Genomic DNA, 13,614 nt, shown 5'->3' with positions numbered 1-13,614 from the left:
TCACCGTCACGTTCTCCGGTCGGGCCGGCACTAACGCTTCGAACAGCACATCGCCTGCAGAAGTGGAGGACGTCATGACCAACGCGCTCGTCATCGATGCTCAAGGTCTGGACCGCCTGTCGTGCAACGCCAAGGCCGACCCCAGCACGGGCCGAAAGACCCTGAAAGCCAAGACGGTCTGCGAGTCCGGGTTCCGCAACATGACCTACGTGCGCGATCTGGCGCCGATGCTGGTCGGCGAACCGCCGGCGCTGCTGGGCGACGATTCGGCGCCCAACCCGTCCGAGGCCTGCCTGGCGGCGCTCGGCTCGTGCATCTCGGTCGGATTGCTGGCCAATGCCACCCACCGCGGGGTGACCCTGACCAAGATCGAGGTCGAGATGGAGGGCGACATCGACATCTCCGCCGTGTGGGGCGTCGGTGACACTCCGGACGGCAAAGTGCTGGGCATCACCGACGTGCGCTGCACGGTGACATTGGCCGGCGACGCCGACGATGCAACGCTGCAAGAGATCCACGACAACGCCATCGCCTGGTCGCCCGTGGTGAATACATTCAGGCGTCCCGTAACTGTCGACTCGGAACTTTCGATCGGCTAGGCAGACAGAGTGACAACCACGATCGACGCCACGACCGGCCTGCTCGACCCCGATCTGTTGGCAGACATCCGTGCCCGGGCCGACGCATTGGACCGCGGTGCGGACACTGCGCGCCGCAGCTTCGCCGGCCTGGGTGCCGCGGGTCTGCTCGGGGCGGGAGCACCGGGCAATGCGGACGGCAAGCTGGGCCGGATGGCCGAGGTGATCAAGGCGATCTCCGGGGAGTGCATGAGCACCGGGTTCTCGGTGTGGGCCAACCGCATGACGGTGGAGTACCTGCTTACGGCGGCAACGCCATTCAGCCTCGCAGCGGTGCAGCCGCTGCTGGCCGGCACCGCACTGGGGGTGACCGGCATGGCCGCCGCCTTCAAGGAGTCGGCCGGGTGCGGCAACCTCGAACTCACCGCCACAGCGGTCGACGGCGGCTACCGGGTGAGCGGTCCGATCCGGTGGGCGTCGAACTTGTACGAGGACTCGCTGCTGGTGACCGCGGCACGTACCGACCGAGGCGAGCAACTGATCGTTGCGCTGCCGCTGCGGACCGCAGGTGTCACGGTAGGAGACCGGTTCACGTTGCTGGCGATGGACAGCACGGCGTCGTCGTATCTCAACTTGTCCGACGTGCACGTCCCCGCCGAACAGGTGTTGTCCACCGATTTCGAGGAGTTCCTTGCCGCGGTGCGGCCGACCTTCCTGGTGCTGCAGTCCGCCATGTGCATCGGTTTGGCGAAAACCGCTGTGGCCCAAGCCAGGTCGGGGTTGTCCGGGGTGAATGCGGTATACACCGACGAGGTCGACACGCTGGGTCACCAGCTCGTTGCAGCAGAGACGCGGCTGACCGAAATGGCCGATGCGGTCGGGGGAGAACGGGCGCCCGGCAAGAGGGAACTGCTGAAATTGCGCCTCGATTCTGCCCAAATGGCCAGTGCCGGAGCAGCTTTGGAGGTCCGCACTGCCGGCGGCAAAGGCTACGCGAGCAGGACGCCCGCCAGCCGCCGCTACCGGGAGGCCGCGTTCATCCCGGTGCAGTCGCCGTCGGAGGCTCAGTTGCGCTGGGAACTGGGCCGCTGCCCTTGAGATGGCGCTGAGCGAGCACTCGGTCGGCGGATTCTCGCTGGCCGGCCTGGTACGCGACTATCACCGGCCGATGGTGAAGTTCGCCTGCACGATGGTCAGTTCACCCGCGATGGCCGAAGAGGTGGTGCAGGAGGCCTGGATCCAGGTGCTCAGGTCAGCGGAGTCGTTCGAGGGCCGCTCCTCGATCGCCACCTGGTTGTTCGGAATCGTCAAGCACACCGCGTTGCGGCACCGTCGTCGGGAAACCCGGATCCGCGAACACGAGGTGCTCTCCGAGGACGACGATCCGCTGTCGGGCCGGATGCACCCGGCGGGTCACCCCGACGCCGGGCACTGGAGCCTGCCGCCGTCGAGACGGTTCCTGCCGGAAGACCGGACCGTGCAACGCGAACTCGTCGGATTCGTGCGGGCGGCACTGGACACGCTGCCGGTGCGGCAGCGCCAGCTGATCATCCTGCGCGACCTGGTCGGCACGTCGTCGGAGGAAGCCGCCGAGATCCTGGAACTGTCGGCCGACGCGCAGCGCGCGCTGCTGTATCGCGCCCGAGGGAACCTTCGCAACGAACTGGAAAGGCGGTATCAACGATGACCGTCTACGACGACTCCGTGCCCGCCATCGACTGCGTCGAACTCGTCCGGCTCGTCGACGACCTGGTCGACTCCGACCCGCGCCAGTGGGACGCGATCGTGGCCAGGCATCTGGCCGACTGCCCACCGTGCCTGGTCTATCTGCAGCAGATGCTGGACCTCAAGGCGCTGCTCAGAATCGTCTCGGACGGTCAGCACCTGAGCGACACCGACGTGCTGGGCATCATCGACACACTGCTTCGCGACGGCCGCTAGAACCCGAGTCTCAACGTCAGCCCAGGCCCAACGCCCGGCGGCAGGGGTCTCGTAGTATCGGGCCTTGTGGCGAAATACGGGATCCTGGTCGCGGTCGACGGTTCGGCCGAGTCCGACGCGGCCCTGGCATGGGCGACCCGCGAAGCCGCCCTGCGCGATGTGCAGCTCACCCTGCTGCACGCGGTCGCACCCGTCGTCGTCGGCTGGCCGGTGGGTCAGCTCTATACCGAGATGCCGGCGTGGCAGAAGGACAACGCCGACGAGGTCGTCGCGCACGCTCGCAAGACAGTGTCCGAAACCGGGACCGAACCGCCCGAAGTCCACGTGGAGGTGGTCTACGCCAACGCGGTTCCGTCGCTGATCGAAGCATCCGAACAGGCCCAGCTGGTGGTGGTGGGCAGCCAGGGGATGGGTGCGTTGGGCCGGATGCTGCTGGGTTCGGTCACGGCGGCGCTGCTCCAGCACGCGCATTGCCCGGTCGCGGTCATTCGGTGCGGCGACGGCATCGTTGCCCCGGACCCGCACGCACCCGTGCTGGTGGGTATCGACGGTTCGCCGGCGTCGGAGGCCGCGACGGCGTTCGCGTTCGACGAAGCCTCCCGCCGCGGCGTCGACCTGGTCGCGCTGCACGCGTGGAGCGATGTCGGGGTCTTCCCGGCGCTGGGCATGGATTGGCACGAGCGCGAGGGCGAGGGACAACAGGTGCTCGCCGAACGATTGGCCGGCTGGCAGGAGCGGTATCCCGACGTCCACGTGCAGCGATCGCTGGTCTGCGACACGCCCGCGAAGTGGCTGCTGGATGCGGCCGAGCGGGCCCAGTTGGTCGTCGTCGGAAGCCGCGGCCGCGGCGGATTCACCGGGATGCTGCTGGGCTCGGTCAGTTCGAGGGTCGCGCACGCCGCGCGGGTGCCAGTGGTTGTGGTCCCCTCCTGAAAAGGGGTCTTTGGTCCTTCTCGTTGAGGGCCTTGGATAGGCGCGGGGGCTGACGGTTGCCGCATACCGTGACACCATGACCTATGTAATCGGCAAGGAATGCCTGGACGTGGCCGAGAAGTCCTGCGTGCAGGAATGCCCCGTTGACTGCATCTATGAAGGCGCCCGAACGATGTACATCAATCCCGACGAGTGTGTCGACTGCGGAGCCTGTAAGCCGGCCTGCCGGGTGGATGCCATCTATTGGGAAGGCGATCTTCCGGAGGACGAGTTGATCCACCTCGACGACAACGCGGCGTTCTTCCGCCAGATCCTGCCCGGTCGCAGCGCCGCGCTCGGATCACCAGGCGGTAGCGCGGTGGTGGGTCGGGTGGGTGTCGACACGCCACTGATCGCAGCCATGCCGGCCAACAACACCTGATCGGAGGGCCGCGAGATGACGGCAGCCGGGAACATCAAGGCCGACGGGGTCGTGGTCGGCGCCGACGGTTCGCCTGCATCGAACGCGGCTGTCGTATGGGCGGCCCGCGATGCGGCCCTCAAGAACATCCCGTTGACCGTCGTGCACGTGGTCAACACCGACGTGTCGACCTGGCCGCCGATGCCCTACCCGGATACCTGGACGGTCTGGCAGGAAGACGGCGGACGCAAGATCGTCGCCGAGGCGGTCCAGCTCGCCGAGAAATCCGTCCCACCGGACCGCAAGCTGACCGTCAACAGCGAACTGATCTTTGCCACCCCGGTGGCCACGATGATCGAAATCTCAACACACGCAAATCTTTTGGTGGTGGGATCGTCTGGTCGGGGAGCCGTGGCCCGGTTGTTGCTCGGTTCGGTCAGTTCCAGCGTGGTGCGGCACGCCAAGTGCCCGGTCGCTGTCATCCACGACGAAGATCCGCTGATGCCCAATCCGCTCGGTGCGCCGGTGCTGCTGGGTATCGACGGGTCGCCGGCATCGGAAGCGGCGACCGCGCTGGCTTTCGACCAGGCCTCGCGCCGGGGCGTCGAACTCATCGCGCTGCACGCCTGGAGCGACCGGGAAGTGATCGAGCTGCCGGGACTGGACTGGTCGCAGGTCAAGGTTGAAGCCGAGCTCAGTCTGGCCGAACGGCTGGCCGGTTGGCGGGAGCGGTATCCAGACGTCACCGTTTCCCCGGTCGTGGTGTCCGATCGTCCGGCCCACCAACTCGTCGCGCGATCGGAATCGGCTCAACTCGTCGTCGTGGGCAGTCACGGGCGAGGTGCCATCGCCGGGGCGTTGCTGGGTTCGGTGAGCAACGCGGTGGTGCACTCAGCGCGGATGCCGGTGATCGTCGCCCGGTGATCACCCGGGTTGAAACCCGGCCCCGTGGGAACCCCTGTGGCATGGCTGAATTCAGAGTTATGGACCCGCACGGTGAAGTCGTCGCGACCAAGGAGATCGAAAGCGCCGAAGATGCCCACGCCTGGTTCGTCGACCAGGTCGCCGACAACTCCGAGCTGGGCTGGCGTCTGGAGGTCAACGCAGACGGAGAATGGTCGTTCTTCGACGACACCGAGGGCGCATCGAACTGAAGGGCTGAAACCTCAGGTAGTGGTGCGGCCGACCCGCCGGTGTGCGGTCAGCAGCAGCTGGTCGAAGTCATTCTTCGGGGCAACTGCGGGCGTTACGGTGCGGAAGTCCCTGACGATCTGTTCGGCCAGCGCCCGCAGCTTGATGTTGGATTCCTGGGACAGCCACTTCAGTAGATCGAACGCCGCATCGTCGTCGATGCCGTAGATCAGCATCAACATGCCTTTGGCTTGTTCGATGGCGGCGCGGTTCTCGGCGATCTCCGCCAACTTCGCGGTGACCAGTGCTTCTTGCGCCCGGCCGGCGATGGGGGAGACGTCGACATAGAAGCCATGGGTGCCGATCACCTCTCCGTGATCGTCGAGGAGCTGGTCGCTCACCACGACGACGTGGTGCACCTGTCCGGTGGCGTCGATGATGCGGTGACGCGTGCGCCACGCTCTGCCGGTTTTCACCGTGTCCGCGATGGCTGCGGCGACCTTGTCGCGATCGTCGGGATGTTTGTGCGACAGCACCAGTTCGGTGGTGGGTTTGATGCTGCCCGGTTGGTAGCCGTGCATCAGCTGCAGTTGGTCTGACCATTCCCAGCGCTGGTCGGCGATGAAGAACCGAAACGAACCCTGTCGCTGGGACGCCCCCTCGGACGCGGCCTGTCCCGGTGGTGTCGTCGGACCCTCGAGATCTCTGGACATCGCGGACGCCGCCTTCCCTAGATTCAGTTGCACAGCTGCACCGGCCGGTGCCGCTTGACGCGGTGCGGGCGCGGCCGTAGCGCCGGCCACGGCCGCGGCCCGAACCAGTGCGTAATCAGGCGTTTATCACCTCCCGGCTGTTCTCCTCGGCGATCGACTTGTGGCCATTGCGGAGACCGACGGAAATCTTGCGCGGTTTTGCCCGCTCGGCGACCGGAATGCGCAGCCGCAGCACACCTCCGTCGTAGGAGGCCTCGATCTTTTCGGTGTCGAGGTTGTCACCAAGGACCAGTTGGCGGCTGAAAACTCCGCGCGGCCGCTCGGTGGCGAGCATTTCGCGGTCGGGGTCGAGGCTGGGACGTTCCGCACGCACGGTCACCACGTTGCGTTCGATGTCGATGTCGAGCGAGTCGGCGCTGACGCCGGGAAGGTCGAACTCGACGACGAACTCCTCACCCTCGCGCCAGGCGTCCATCGGCATCACTGCTGGTCGCGCCGCTGTTCCTAGCACCTGCTGGGCGAATCGGTCCAGTTCACGGAACGGGTCAGTACGCATCAGCATGGCGGTCACTCCTTACTCCTGTCTGCTCTGAGCGACTTCACTATCTATGCCAACTGGCATAGATTTTTTATAACACTCTCGATAGTTGTTCGCAAGTATGGTAAACAGGTTTTCTGTGGCGCATGTGAGGGGGATTGTGAATGGCCGATCGTGTCGACGTACCGGCACCCGATCACGGTGTATACGGGATATCGGTCGCCGCGGAACTGTCCGGTATCGCCGTGCAGTCGCTGCGCCTCTACGAGCGGTATGGGCTGGTCACGCCCGCCCGCAGCGAGGGCGGAACCCGTCGGTACAGCGGCGCGGACCTGGCCCGACTCAAGCGGATCAGTGCGCTGGTCGAGGCCGGTGTCAATCTGGCCGGTATTGCGCGGATCCTGAGTCTGGAGGACCACAACGCCGAATTGACTGCCGCCAACACGGACTTGCGGTCGGCCAACCGCACGTTGGGCGGCACCGAGTAGAGCGCTCAGGCGACCACACGGAACTCCTTGGCGCTTGAATCGGTGGCATCAGGCAGGTTCATGCCGGCCGCGGCGCCCGAACGCAGGTAGTCGACAACGGCTTCGTTGAGACGTTCGCCGGGCACGACCGCCGGAATGCCCGGCGGGTAAGGGGTGATCTGCTCGGCGGCGATCCGCCCGGCCGCTCTGGCCGCCGGTACCATCTCGGCCGGGCCGAAGAATGCGTCGCGCGGCAGGTGGACCGACTCCAGCTGCAGCTCGTCCGGTGCGGGCAGCCGAATCTGCGGCGGTTCGTCGAAATCAGCTGCGGCGCTGCGCCATTGGGTCATCGCCTGCACAAGTCGCGCAACGGTCCGGTGGTCGTCGGCAAAAGACATGGTGGCCAGAATCCGACGGTGATCGCTCATCCCGACGTCGAGGTGGCAGTTTTCCCGCAGCCAGTCGGCGGCCTGATATCCCGATGTCCGAGTTGCGGACACGTCCATCAGCACCTGGGTGGTGTCCAGGTCGTGGGACGCCTCCTTGCCCAGCAACTCGTCCTGGAGCACAGCGAGGTCGGCAATTTCCGACAGCCTGGTCCGCAACACCCGGGCCAGTTCGAGCTCCGCGCTCAACAACTCATGGCCGTGCTCCACCATCTGGCGGCGCCAGCCGTCCAGGGCGGCGTAGACCATCACATTCGGGCTGGTGGTCATCAGCAGGTCGGCGCAGGCCGACAGATGTTTGGCGTCCACCAGGTCGCCCTGCACATGAAAGACCGACCCCTGTTCGAATCCCGCTCCCATCTTGTGCACGCTGACCACACAGACGTCGGCACCGGCGTCCATCGCCCAGGTCGGCAGGTCCTCGTGAAACGGCAGATGAGCCCCCCACGCCTCGTCAACGATCAGCGGCTTGCCGCGGCTGTGGCAGACCTCGGCGATACCGGCGATGTCGGCACAGGTGCCGTACGGACTGGGGCTGACGATCAGCGCGCCGGCGGCATCAGGATGCTGGTCCCAGGCTTCCCGCACCTGTTCCGGCGACGGCGGATGGGACAAGTGGTGGTCGCTGTCCCACCGCGGCGCGATCCACTGCGGCCGGACACCGGAGAAGATCAGGCCCGCAACGATCGACTTGTGACTGTCCCGGGCCACCAGCAAGCCACCGTCGGCACCCCCGGCCACCGCCAGCATCGCCGCCTTCACCGACAGTGAACTGCCGCACGTCGAGAAGAACGCCGAGTCGGCACCCACCGCATCGGCCATCAATTCTTCTGCGCGGCTGAGGTATTTCCCGCGGCTCAGCCGATCGTCGAGGCCGCCGCTGGCCAGGACGTCGTTGCGGAACGGGTCTTTGCCCATGATCGCCAACACCCGGTCGTCGGCGCCGGCGCCCTGCCGGTGGCCCGGCGGGGTGAAGCCGTAGCGGTGGTAGCGGTGGTAATCATTCAGCGCTTCGAGCAACGGCGCCTGCGACTGATCCATCCCGGCCGGTTACCCGGTGGCGACGATGGCAACTCATCGCGTTTTGCCACCCGACTAGCGGGTATCTGCCCAGGGTGACTGACTCCTTGCCGCCGCTGCGCGCCCTGGGTCTGGTATGCAGCCTCAAACCCAGTCCGGCGGCCTCGAGCAGCGAACTCATCGCCGAACATGTCAGCACGGAATTGGGCGGTGCCGGGGTCGAATGTGAGCTCATTCGTTGTGTCGACCACAACATCGCACCCGGTGTCGAAAGCGACATGGGCGACGGTGACGAGTGGCCGGACATCCGCAAAAAAATTCTGGCCGCCGACATCCTGCTCATCAGCACACCGGTCTGGCTGGGGCATCCGTCAAGCATCACGCAACGCGTGCTGGAGCGGCTCGACGCCGAACTGTCCAATACTGACGACGACGGGACGCCGGCGATGGTCGGCAAAGTGGCGCTGGTCAGCGTGGTCGGCAACGAGGACGGGGCCCACAAGGTCATCGCCGATGTGTTCCAGGGGCTCAACGACATTGGCTTCAGCTTGCCGGCGCAGGCCAGCACCTATTGGAACGGTCGCGCGATGGAAACCGTCGATTACAACGATCTCGACGAGGTGCCCGAAGCGGTGGCGTCGGCCACCGCAGCAGCGGCGCGCAATGCAGTTCATCTGGCGCGGATCCTGAAGCAGCACAACTATCCGTCGTACGGTTCATGACTGGAATGGGTGACGCGGCGGAAGCGTCAAAGGGAGCGAAATGGCTGAGATAACCGAGGCAGGCGTTGCCGTCGTCGACAAGGTGCGCCAGGAAGCCGATGCCTATCGTGGCGCCGAATCCCGGCCGATGGCCGGGTACGTCGCATCGATGGCGCTGTACTGCCTGGTGGTGAGCGTGGCGACGGTGGCGGCCAGGGTGACTGGCCGGGGGTTGCCGAAGCGTTGGCATCCGCAAGACCTGGTGCTGGTGACGATCGGTACCCACAAGCTGTCCAGGACAATCGCCAAAGACGCGGTGACGAGCCCGCTCCGGGCGCCGTTCACCCGCTACCAGGGCGCCGCAGGCCCGGCTGAGGTGAAAGAAGAAGCGCGGCACGACAGCACTTTTCGGCACACCATGGGCGAATTGCTGACCTGCCCGTTCTGCCTCGACATGTGGGTCGCCACCGGCTTCGCGTTCGGTCTGGTGTTTGCGCCCAGGTTCACCCGCCTGATGGCCGGCACGTTCACCGCGCTGGCGGGAGCCGATTTTCTGCAGCTTGGCTACGCTGCCGCCCAGCAGCGTGCTGAGAGTTCTTGAGCCGGAACAGATTTGGAGCGCTGAGATGCCGAAGACCACCAAGGGCGGCGCGGCGAAGAAAGACGAACTGCCCGCGACGTTGCGCCGGTCGAGCGCGAAGGCGCAGCGCACCTTCGCCAAGGCCCACGACGCGGCCGCCGAACAGTACGACAGCGCTGAGCGAGCCCACCGGGTCGCCTACGCCGCGGTCAAGCACAGCTACGAAAAGGTCGGCGACCATTGGGAAGCCAAAGATCAACGGGGTCCGTCCGACGACCGCGCCGAGCGCGGGGGGCTCGACAACCCGCTGCCCTCAGACGAGGGTGTGGACGCCAACGCCAGCAAGAAGCACCTGCTCGATATCGCCCGTCGTCTCGACGTGCCCGGCCGGTCCCGGATGACGAAAGCCGAACTGGTGGAAGCGATCAAGAAGGCGAATCGCCGCGCCACTTCGCGCCGGTGAGGCCGCCGGACGATGGCGGCGCCGGCTGCGTCGGGCGGCCGAGCTGGCGTGCCGGGTCTGAGCGCGCAGGTTTCGGTCCAACCAGCCTGGGTAGTCGAAAAATGTGACCCACCAAGGAGCGCCCATGAGTCTGCAACAACGCGAGGCGACCCACCACGTCGCTGACCCGCCCGTTTCTCCGTCGGACGGCAACCGTTCGCGTCGCGGGTTGGTGAACTGGGTGCTGGCGTTGCTGACCGTGCCCGCGGCGGCTCTGATCATGATCTTCGCGGTCGGTGCGGCAATGAGCGTGGCCGCCTGCAGCGCGGCGCACTGCCCGAATCTGGGACCCAGCGGACTGCTGTACGGCGTGCTGTTCTACGGCGCGCCGGTGGTGGCCGCGCTGACGGTCGTCGTCTCCTTCTTCACCGCATTCCGCCGGCGTGGCCACCTGGTTCCGCTGGCCGGACTCGCGTTGCTACTCATCGACTTCGCCGCCATCGCGATCATCTTCTGATCACCTTGTCCAGCAACGAGAATCAGGCAAATCCCGCCGTCCTGTTCGATATCGACGGCACCCTGGTGGACTCCAACTACCTGCATGTACAAGCCTGGCAGCGGGCTTTCGCCGAACTCGGCGTCGATGCCGAGATGTGGCGCGTGCACCGGTCCATCGGGATGGACGGCACGACTCTGGTGAAGTCGTTCTCCGAGGGCGAGTCAGATGATGTGCAGTCGAAATTGAAGGATCTCCACTCTCAGTACTACAAAGAGTCTGCATCACTGCTGCAGCCACTACCGGGGGCCCGCGAACTGCTACAACGGGTGGCTGACCTGGGCTTGCAAGTGGTTCTGGCGACGTCAGCGCCGCCGGACGAGCTGTCGCTACTCCGCGAGGTGCTCGACTGCGACGACGTGGTCGCCGCAGTCACCTCCGCAGATGATGTCGACACCGCCAAACCCAAACCCGACATTGTCAACGTGGCACTCGACAAGGCCGGCGTTACCGCCGAACGCGCTGTCTTCGTCGGAGACGCCGTCTGGGATGCCGAGGCGTGCGTACGCGCCGAAGTGCCGATCATCGGCGTACTCAGCGGGGGTGTGTCCCGAGGCGAGCTTGAAAATGCCGGTGCGATAGCAGTTTTCGAGAATGCTGCCGAGCTGCTGGAACATCTCGACGACACTCCGATAGGACGGCTCGGCACACGCCGGTCCTAGCGGTCCCGGGAATGATCATACGAGAATGGGCCCAGTCGTGGACTGGGCCCATTCCCGTAAGAGAAAACTACTGGTTGGCCTTCTGGCGCTGCTCTGCAGCCTCGGCACCACCGCGGGCGGCTTCGGCCTCGGCCTCTTTCTTCGCGGCGTCGCGCTGGGCGTCGGCTTTGTCCTGCTGAGCCTGGCCTTCACGCTTGACGTCGTCGCGGCCGGTGACGGCGCCGATGACTTCCTTCGCCTTGCCCTTTACGCCCTCGACGACACCCTCGACGGCCTCTTGGGGTCCACTCTTCTCGGCCATGTATTCCTCCTGTTGCTCACTTGCGTGCATGGCGACTTCGCGCTGATCGTCGATTGCGCTCGGTCAACAGGTTCCGGACCGCGTGCTCTCCCGCACTTGTCTGTCCGATTTCTTCCCCTGCATCAAGGGGTGTTTCCGCGTGCCGGAGGTATCAAACCTGTGGCCTGTGTCACCCACGCGTGCAACGCGTCGCAGGACCGCAGGTCCACGCGCTCCGTGCGGGCCTGACCAGGCGGTGTCGGCCAGGCGCGCGTCTGCGCGAATTACTCTCTGCCTGAGCGGAATATACGCGTCACTGTTTCCGAGTGCTCCGGTGTGGCAGGAACTCCTGTGCTTTGATCTTGATGCCTTCTTTGATGATGCCGATGGCGTCCTCGTCGCCGCGCAACACCGCGCCGGCGGCGCTCTTCATCTGCTCGAAGGTCGCGTGCGGCGGCACCGGCGGGATGTCCGGGTCGCAGTGCACGTCCAGTACGGTAGGGCGGTCGGAGTGCAGCGCCCTATCCCAAGCGGCGGAAATCTGCTCCGGATCGGTCAGGGTGGCATGGCCCAACCCCAGACTCGCGGCGAAGCCGGCATAGTCGACGTCGGGAAGTGTCTGGGATTCCGGGAACTTCGGCGCGCCGCCCATGGCGCGCATCTCCCAGGTCACCTGGTTCAGGTCGTTGTTGTGCAGCACCGCGATCACCAGTCGCGGGTCCTGCCACTGGCGCCAGTAGTGCGCGATCGTGATCAGTTCGCCCATCCCGTTCATCTGCATGGCGCCGTCGCCGGCGAACGCAATCACCGGCCGGTCCGGCTGACAGAATTTTGCACCGATGGCGTAGGGGACCGCCGGGCCCATGGTGGCTAGTGTGCCGGACAACGATCCACGCATCGTGCCGCGCAACTTCAGTTGGCGCGCATACCAATTCGCTGCGGAGCCGGAGTCCGCGGTGACGATCGCATCGTCGGGCAGCAGCGGGGACAGCTCGGCGAACAGCCGCATCGGGTTGATCGGATCGGCGGCGACATCGGCTTCCATCGCCATGGTTTCCCACCACCGCGCCACATTGCGCTCGATCGTGTCCCGCCAGGTCCGGTCGGATTTGCGTCGCAGCAGCGGCAACAGCGCGCGGACCGTGGCGGCGGCGTCACCGACCAGGTTCACCTCGTTGGGATAGCGCATTCCGATCAACGTCGGATCGATGTCGATCTGCACGCCACGCGCTTTGCCGTACTCCGGCAGGAACTGCGAGTAGGGGAAGCTCGACCCGATGGTGATCAGGGTGTCGCAGTCCCGCATCATCTCATAGCTCGGGCGGGTGCCCAGCAGGCCGATCGCCCCAGTCACCCAAGGCAATTCGTCGGAAAGTACGTCCTTGCCCAGCAGTGCCTTAGCAACCCCGGCGCCCAGCACGTCGGCGAGCTCGGTGACCTCTGCCACCGCATCGCGTGCACCGCAACCGATCAACATCGCCACCCGCTCGCCCGCGTTCAACACGTCGGCAGCTTGCCGCAGGCCCTCGTGCGACGGTTCGACCACGGGTTGCTCGAATCCCAGACTGGACGGCACCATCTTGAACTCGTGGGTCGGCGCCGAATACTCGAGCTCCTGCACGTCGGCGGGAATGATCAGCGCGGTCGGCGTCCGGCGGGTCAGGGCGGTACGGATAGCGCGGTCCAGCACGTTGGGCAATTGCTCGGGCACCGTGACCATCTGCACGTAATCACTGGCAACGTCCTTGAAGAGGCTCATCAAGTCAACCTCTTGCTGATAAGAACCCCCGATCGCCGAGCGGTTGGTCTGACCGACGATGGCCAGCACCGGCACCCGGTCGAGCTTCGCGTCGTAGAGGCCGTTGAGCAGGTGGATCGCGCCGGGCCCGGAGGTGGCCGCGCACACCCCCAGCCCACCACCGAATTTCGCGTACCCGACCGCCTCGAACGCGGCCATCTCCTCATGTCGGGCCTGGATGAAAGCCGGATCGTTCTTGGCGCGCCCCCAGGCCGCGAGCAGACCGTTGATGCCGTCACCGGGGTAGCCGAAGACCTTGGTGACACCCCATTCCCGCAGACGCTGCAGCAGATAATCGCCTACTTCCGTGGCAGCCATCGACGGCCCTCCCTCGTTCGCATTGTGGTCGCGGTTACCCACTTGGCGACGTTGTAGACGCGCCCGGGTTGTTTCGACCCACGGATTGGCGGGAAATCACTGGCCTCTCC

19 protein-coding genes are annotated in these 13,614 nt (G+C 65.7%); 14 read left to right on the top strand and 5 right to left on the bottom strand.

From position 1 onward, the window contains the following. The first annotated feature begins 74 nt into the window (after positions 1–74). The 8 genes from ACZYZ9_RS00890 (at position 75) to ACZYZ9_RS00855 (ending at position 5,006) form a co-directional block, all read left to right on the top strand. Positions 75–599, top strand: a complete 525-nt coding sequence (locus ACZYZ9_RS00890) for an OsmC family protein (protein WP_463824360.1) — start codon at positions 75–77, stop codon at positions 597–599. Positions 600–608: 9 nt separating this feature from the next. Further along, positions 609–1,676 (top strand): acyl-CoA dehydrogenase family protein, encoded by a 1,068-nt coding sequence (locus tag ACZYZ9_RS00885; RefSeq protein WP_463824359.1) that lies wholly within the window; start codon positions 609–611, stop codon positions 1,674–1,676. A 1-nt stretch (position 1,677) separates the two neighbouring features. Beyond that, on the top strand, positions 1,678–2,265 hold the full coding sequence (locus ACZYZ9_RS00880) for an RNA polymerase sigma factor (RefSeq protein WP_463824358.1): 588 nt from the start codon (positions 1,678–1,680) through the stop codon (positions 2,263–2,265). Next, positions 2,262–2,519, top strand: coding sequence for a hypothetical protein (locus tag ACZYZ9_RS00875; RefSeq protein ID WP_463824357.1), 258 nt, complete (start codon positions 2,262–2,264; stop codon positions 2,517–2,519). Before ACZYZ9_RS00880 ends, ACZYZ9_RS00875 begins: the two co-directional genes overlap by 4 nt. A gap of 66 nt (positions 2,520–2,585) precedes the next feature. After that, positions 2,586–3,452 (top strand): universal stress protein, encoded by an 867-nt coding sequence (locus tag ACZYZ9_RS00870; RefSeq protein WP_463824356.1) that lies wholly within the window; start codon positions 2,586–2,588, stop codon positions 3,450–3,452. 76 nt (positions 3,453–3,528) lie between these two features. Then, entirely contained in the window at positions 3,529–3,873 is a 345-nt protein-coding gene (fdxA, locus tag ACZYZ9_RS00865; protein ID WP_463824355.1) for a ferredoxin, read from the top strand. A 15-nt stretch (positions 3,874–3,888) separates the two neighbouring features. Next, positions 3,889–4,776, top strand: coding sequence for a universal stress protein (locus ACZYZ9_RS00860; protein WP_463824354.1), 888 nt, complete (start codon positions 3,889–3,891; stop codon positions 4,774–4,776). 41 nt (positions 4,777–4,817) lie between these two features. Continuing rightward, positions 4,818–5,006: a hypothetical protein gene (locus tag ACZYZ9_RS00855; protein WP_463824353.1), complete on the top strand. Its 189-nt coding sequence runs from the start codon at positions 4,818–4,820 to the stop codon at positions 5,004–5,006. Between the two features lie 12 nt (positions 5,007–5,018). On the opposite strand, the gene ACZYZ9_RS00850 is transcribed toward ACZYZ9_RS00855, so the two are convergent. Both ACZYZ9_RS00850 and ACZYZ9_RS00845 read right to left on the bottom strand, forming a co-directional pair. Then, entirely contained in the window at positions 5,019–5,696 is a 678-nt protein-coding gene (locus ACZYZ9_RS00850) for a PAS and ANTAR domain-containing protein (RefSeq protein ID WP_463824352.1), read from the bottom strand. A 115-nt stretch (positions 5,697–5,811) separates the two neighbouring features. Next, the gene (locus ACZYZ9_RS00845; protein ID WP_463824905.1) at positions 5,812–6,258 is read right to left on the bottom strand and encodes an Hsp20/alpha crystallin family protein; all 447 of its coding nucleotides are present in this window, start codon (positions 6,256–6,258) and stop codon (positions 5,812–5,814) included. Positions 6,259–6,398: 140 nt separating this feature from the next. On the opposite strand from ACZYZ9_RS00845, the gene ACZYZ9_RS00840 reads away from it, so the two are divergent. Further along, on the top strand, positions 6,399–6,722 hold the full coding sequence (locus tag ACZYZ9_RS00840; protein WP_463824351.1) for a MerR family transcriptional regulator: 324 nt from the start codon (positions 6,399–6,401) through the stop codon (positions 6,720–6,722). Positions 6,723–6,727: 5 nt separating this feature from the next. On the opposite strand, the gene ACZYZ9_RS00835 is transcribed toward ACZYZ9_RS00840, so the two are convergent. Then, on the bottom strand, positions 6,728–8,188 hold the full coding sequence (locus ACZYZ9_RS00835) for an aminotransferase class I/II-fold pyridoxal phosphate-dependent enzyme (RefSeq protein WP_463824350.1): 1,461 nt from the start codon (positions 8,186–8,188) through the stop codon (positions 6,728–6,730). A gap of 74 nt (positions 8,189–8,262) precedes the next feature. Here ACZYZ9_RS00835 and ACZYZ9_RS00830 point away from each other — a divergent pair, with 74 nt between their 5' ends. The 5 genes from ACZYZ9_RS00830 (at position 8,263) to ACZYZ9_RS00810 (ending at position 11,108) form a co-directional block, all read left to right on the top strand. Further along, positions 8,263–8,889: a flavodoxin family protein gene (locus ACZYZ9_RS00830; RefSeq protein WP_463824349.1), complete on the top strand. Its 627-nt coding sequence runs from the start codon at positions 8,263–8,265 to the stop codon at positions 8,887–8,889. 40 nt (positions 8,890–8,929) lie between these two features. Then, on the top strand, positions 8,930–9,469 hold the full coding sequence (locus ACZYZ9_RS00825; RefSeq protein WP_463824348.1) for a DUF1360 domain-containing protein: 540 nt from the start codon (positions 8,930–8,932) through the stop codon (positions 9,467–9,469). A 25-nt stretch (positions 9,470–9,494) separates the two neighbouring features. Continuing rightward, positions 9,495–9,911, top strand: a complete 417-nt coding sequence (locus ACZYZ9_RS00820) for a ChaB family protein (protein ID WP_463824347.1) — start codon at positions 9,495–9,497, stop codon at positions 9,909–9,911. Positions 9,912–10,035: 124 nt separating this feature from the next. Beyond that, on the top strand, positions 10,036–10,407 hold the full coding sequence (locus tag ACZYZ9_RS00815) for a hypothetical protein (RefSeq protein ID WP_463824346.1): 372 nt from the start codon (positions 10,036–10,038) through the stop codon (positions 10,405–10,407). A 5-nt stretch (positions 10,408–10,412) separates the two neighbouring features. After that, a complete protein-coding gene (locus ACZYZ9_RS00810; RefSeq protein WP_463824345.1) occupies positions 10,413–11,108 on the top strand; it encodes an HAD family hydrolase in 696 nt (231 codons plus the stop codon). A gap of 67 nt (positions 11,109–11,175) precedes the next feature. On the opposite strand, the gene mbp1 is transcribed toward ACZYZ9_RS00810, so the two are convergent. Next, positions 11,176–11,409, bottom strand: coding sequence for a microaggregate-binding protein 1 (gene mbp1 / locus ACZYZ9_RS00805; protein ID WP_463824344.1), 234 nt, complete (start codon positions 11,407–11,409; stop codon positions 11,176–11,178). 292 nt (positions 11,410–11,701) lie between these two features. Beyond that, on the bottom strand, positions 11,702–13,504 hold the full coding sequence (locus ACZYZ9_RS00800; protein ID WP_463824343.1) for a thiamine pyrophosphate-requiring protein: 1,803 nt from the start codon (positions 13,502–13,504) through the stop codon (positions 11,702–11,704). Positions 13,505–13,614: the final 110 nt, after the last annotated feature.

The sequence above is a fragment of the Mycobacterium sp. IDUB_28 genome, from assembly GCF_055419285.1.
This window is presented reverse-complemented; position numbering and strand designations above follow the sequence as displayed.

Bases quoted from the DNA above. Each gene is read 5' to 3' on its own strand.
- ACZYZ9_RS00890 (WP_463824360.1), top strand. From the start codon at position 75: ATGACCAACGCGCTCGTCATCGATGCTCAAGGTCTGGACCGCCTGTCG.
- ACZYZ9_RS00880 (WP_463824358.1), top strand. From the start codon at position 1,678: ATGGCGCTGAGCGAGCACTCGGTCGGCGGATTCTCGCTGGCCGGCCTG.
- ACZYZ9_RS00875 (WP_463824357.1), top strand. From the start codon at position 2,262: ATGACCGTCTACGACGACTCCGTGCCCGCCATCGACTGCGTCGAACTC.
- fdxA (WP_463824355.1), top strand. From the start codon at position 3,529: ATGACCTATGTAATCGGCAAGGAATGCCTGGACGTGGCCGAGAAGTCC.
- ACZYZ9_RS00860 (WP_463824354.1), top strand. From the start codon at position 3,889: ATGACGGCAGCCGGGAACATCAAGGCCGACGGGGTCGTGGTCGGCGCC.
- ACZYZ9_RS00855 (WP_463824353.1), top strand. From the start codon at position 4,818: ATGGCTGAATTCAGAGTTATGGACCCGCACGGTGAAGTCGTCGCGACC.
- ACZYZ9_RS00850 (WP_463824352.1), bottom strand. From the start codon at position 5,696: ATGTCCAGAGATCTCGAGGGTCCGACGACACCACCGGGACAGGCCGCG.
- ACZYZ9_RS00845 (WP_463824905.1), bottom strand. From the start codon at position 6,258: ATGCTGATGCGTACTGACCCGTTCCGTGAACTGGACCGATTCGCCCAG.
- ACZYZ9_RS00840 (WP_463824351.1), top strand. From the start codon at position 6,399: ATGGCCGATCGTGTCGACGTACCGGCACCCGATCACGGTGTATACGGG.
- ACZYZ9_RS00835 (WP_463824350.1), bottom strand. From the start codon at position 8,188: ATGGATCAGTCGCAGGCGCCGTTGCTCGAAGCGCTGAATGATTACCAC.
- ACZYZ9_RS00825 (WP_463824348.1), top strand. From the start codon at position 8,930: ATGGCTGAGATAACCGAGGCAGGCGTTGCCGTCGTCGACAAGGTGCGC.
- ACZYZ9_RS00820 (WP_463824347.1), top strand. From the start codon at position 9,495: ATGCCGAAGACCACCAAGGGCGGCGCGGCGAAGAAAGACGAACTGCCC.
- ACZYZ9_RS00815 (WP_463824346.1), top strand. From the start codon at position 10,036: ATGAGTCTGCAACAACGCGAGGCGACCCACCACGTCGCTGACCCGCCC.
- mbp1 (WP_463824344.1), bottom strand. From the start codon at position 11,409: ATGGCCGAGAAGAGTGGACCCCAAGAGGCCGTCGAGGGTGTCGTCGAG.
- ACZYZ9_RS00800 (WP_463824343.1), bottom strand. From the start codon at position 13,504: ATGGCTGCCACGGAAGTAGGCGATTATCTGCTGCAGCGTCTGCGGGAA.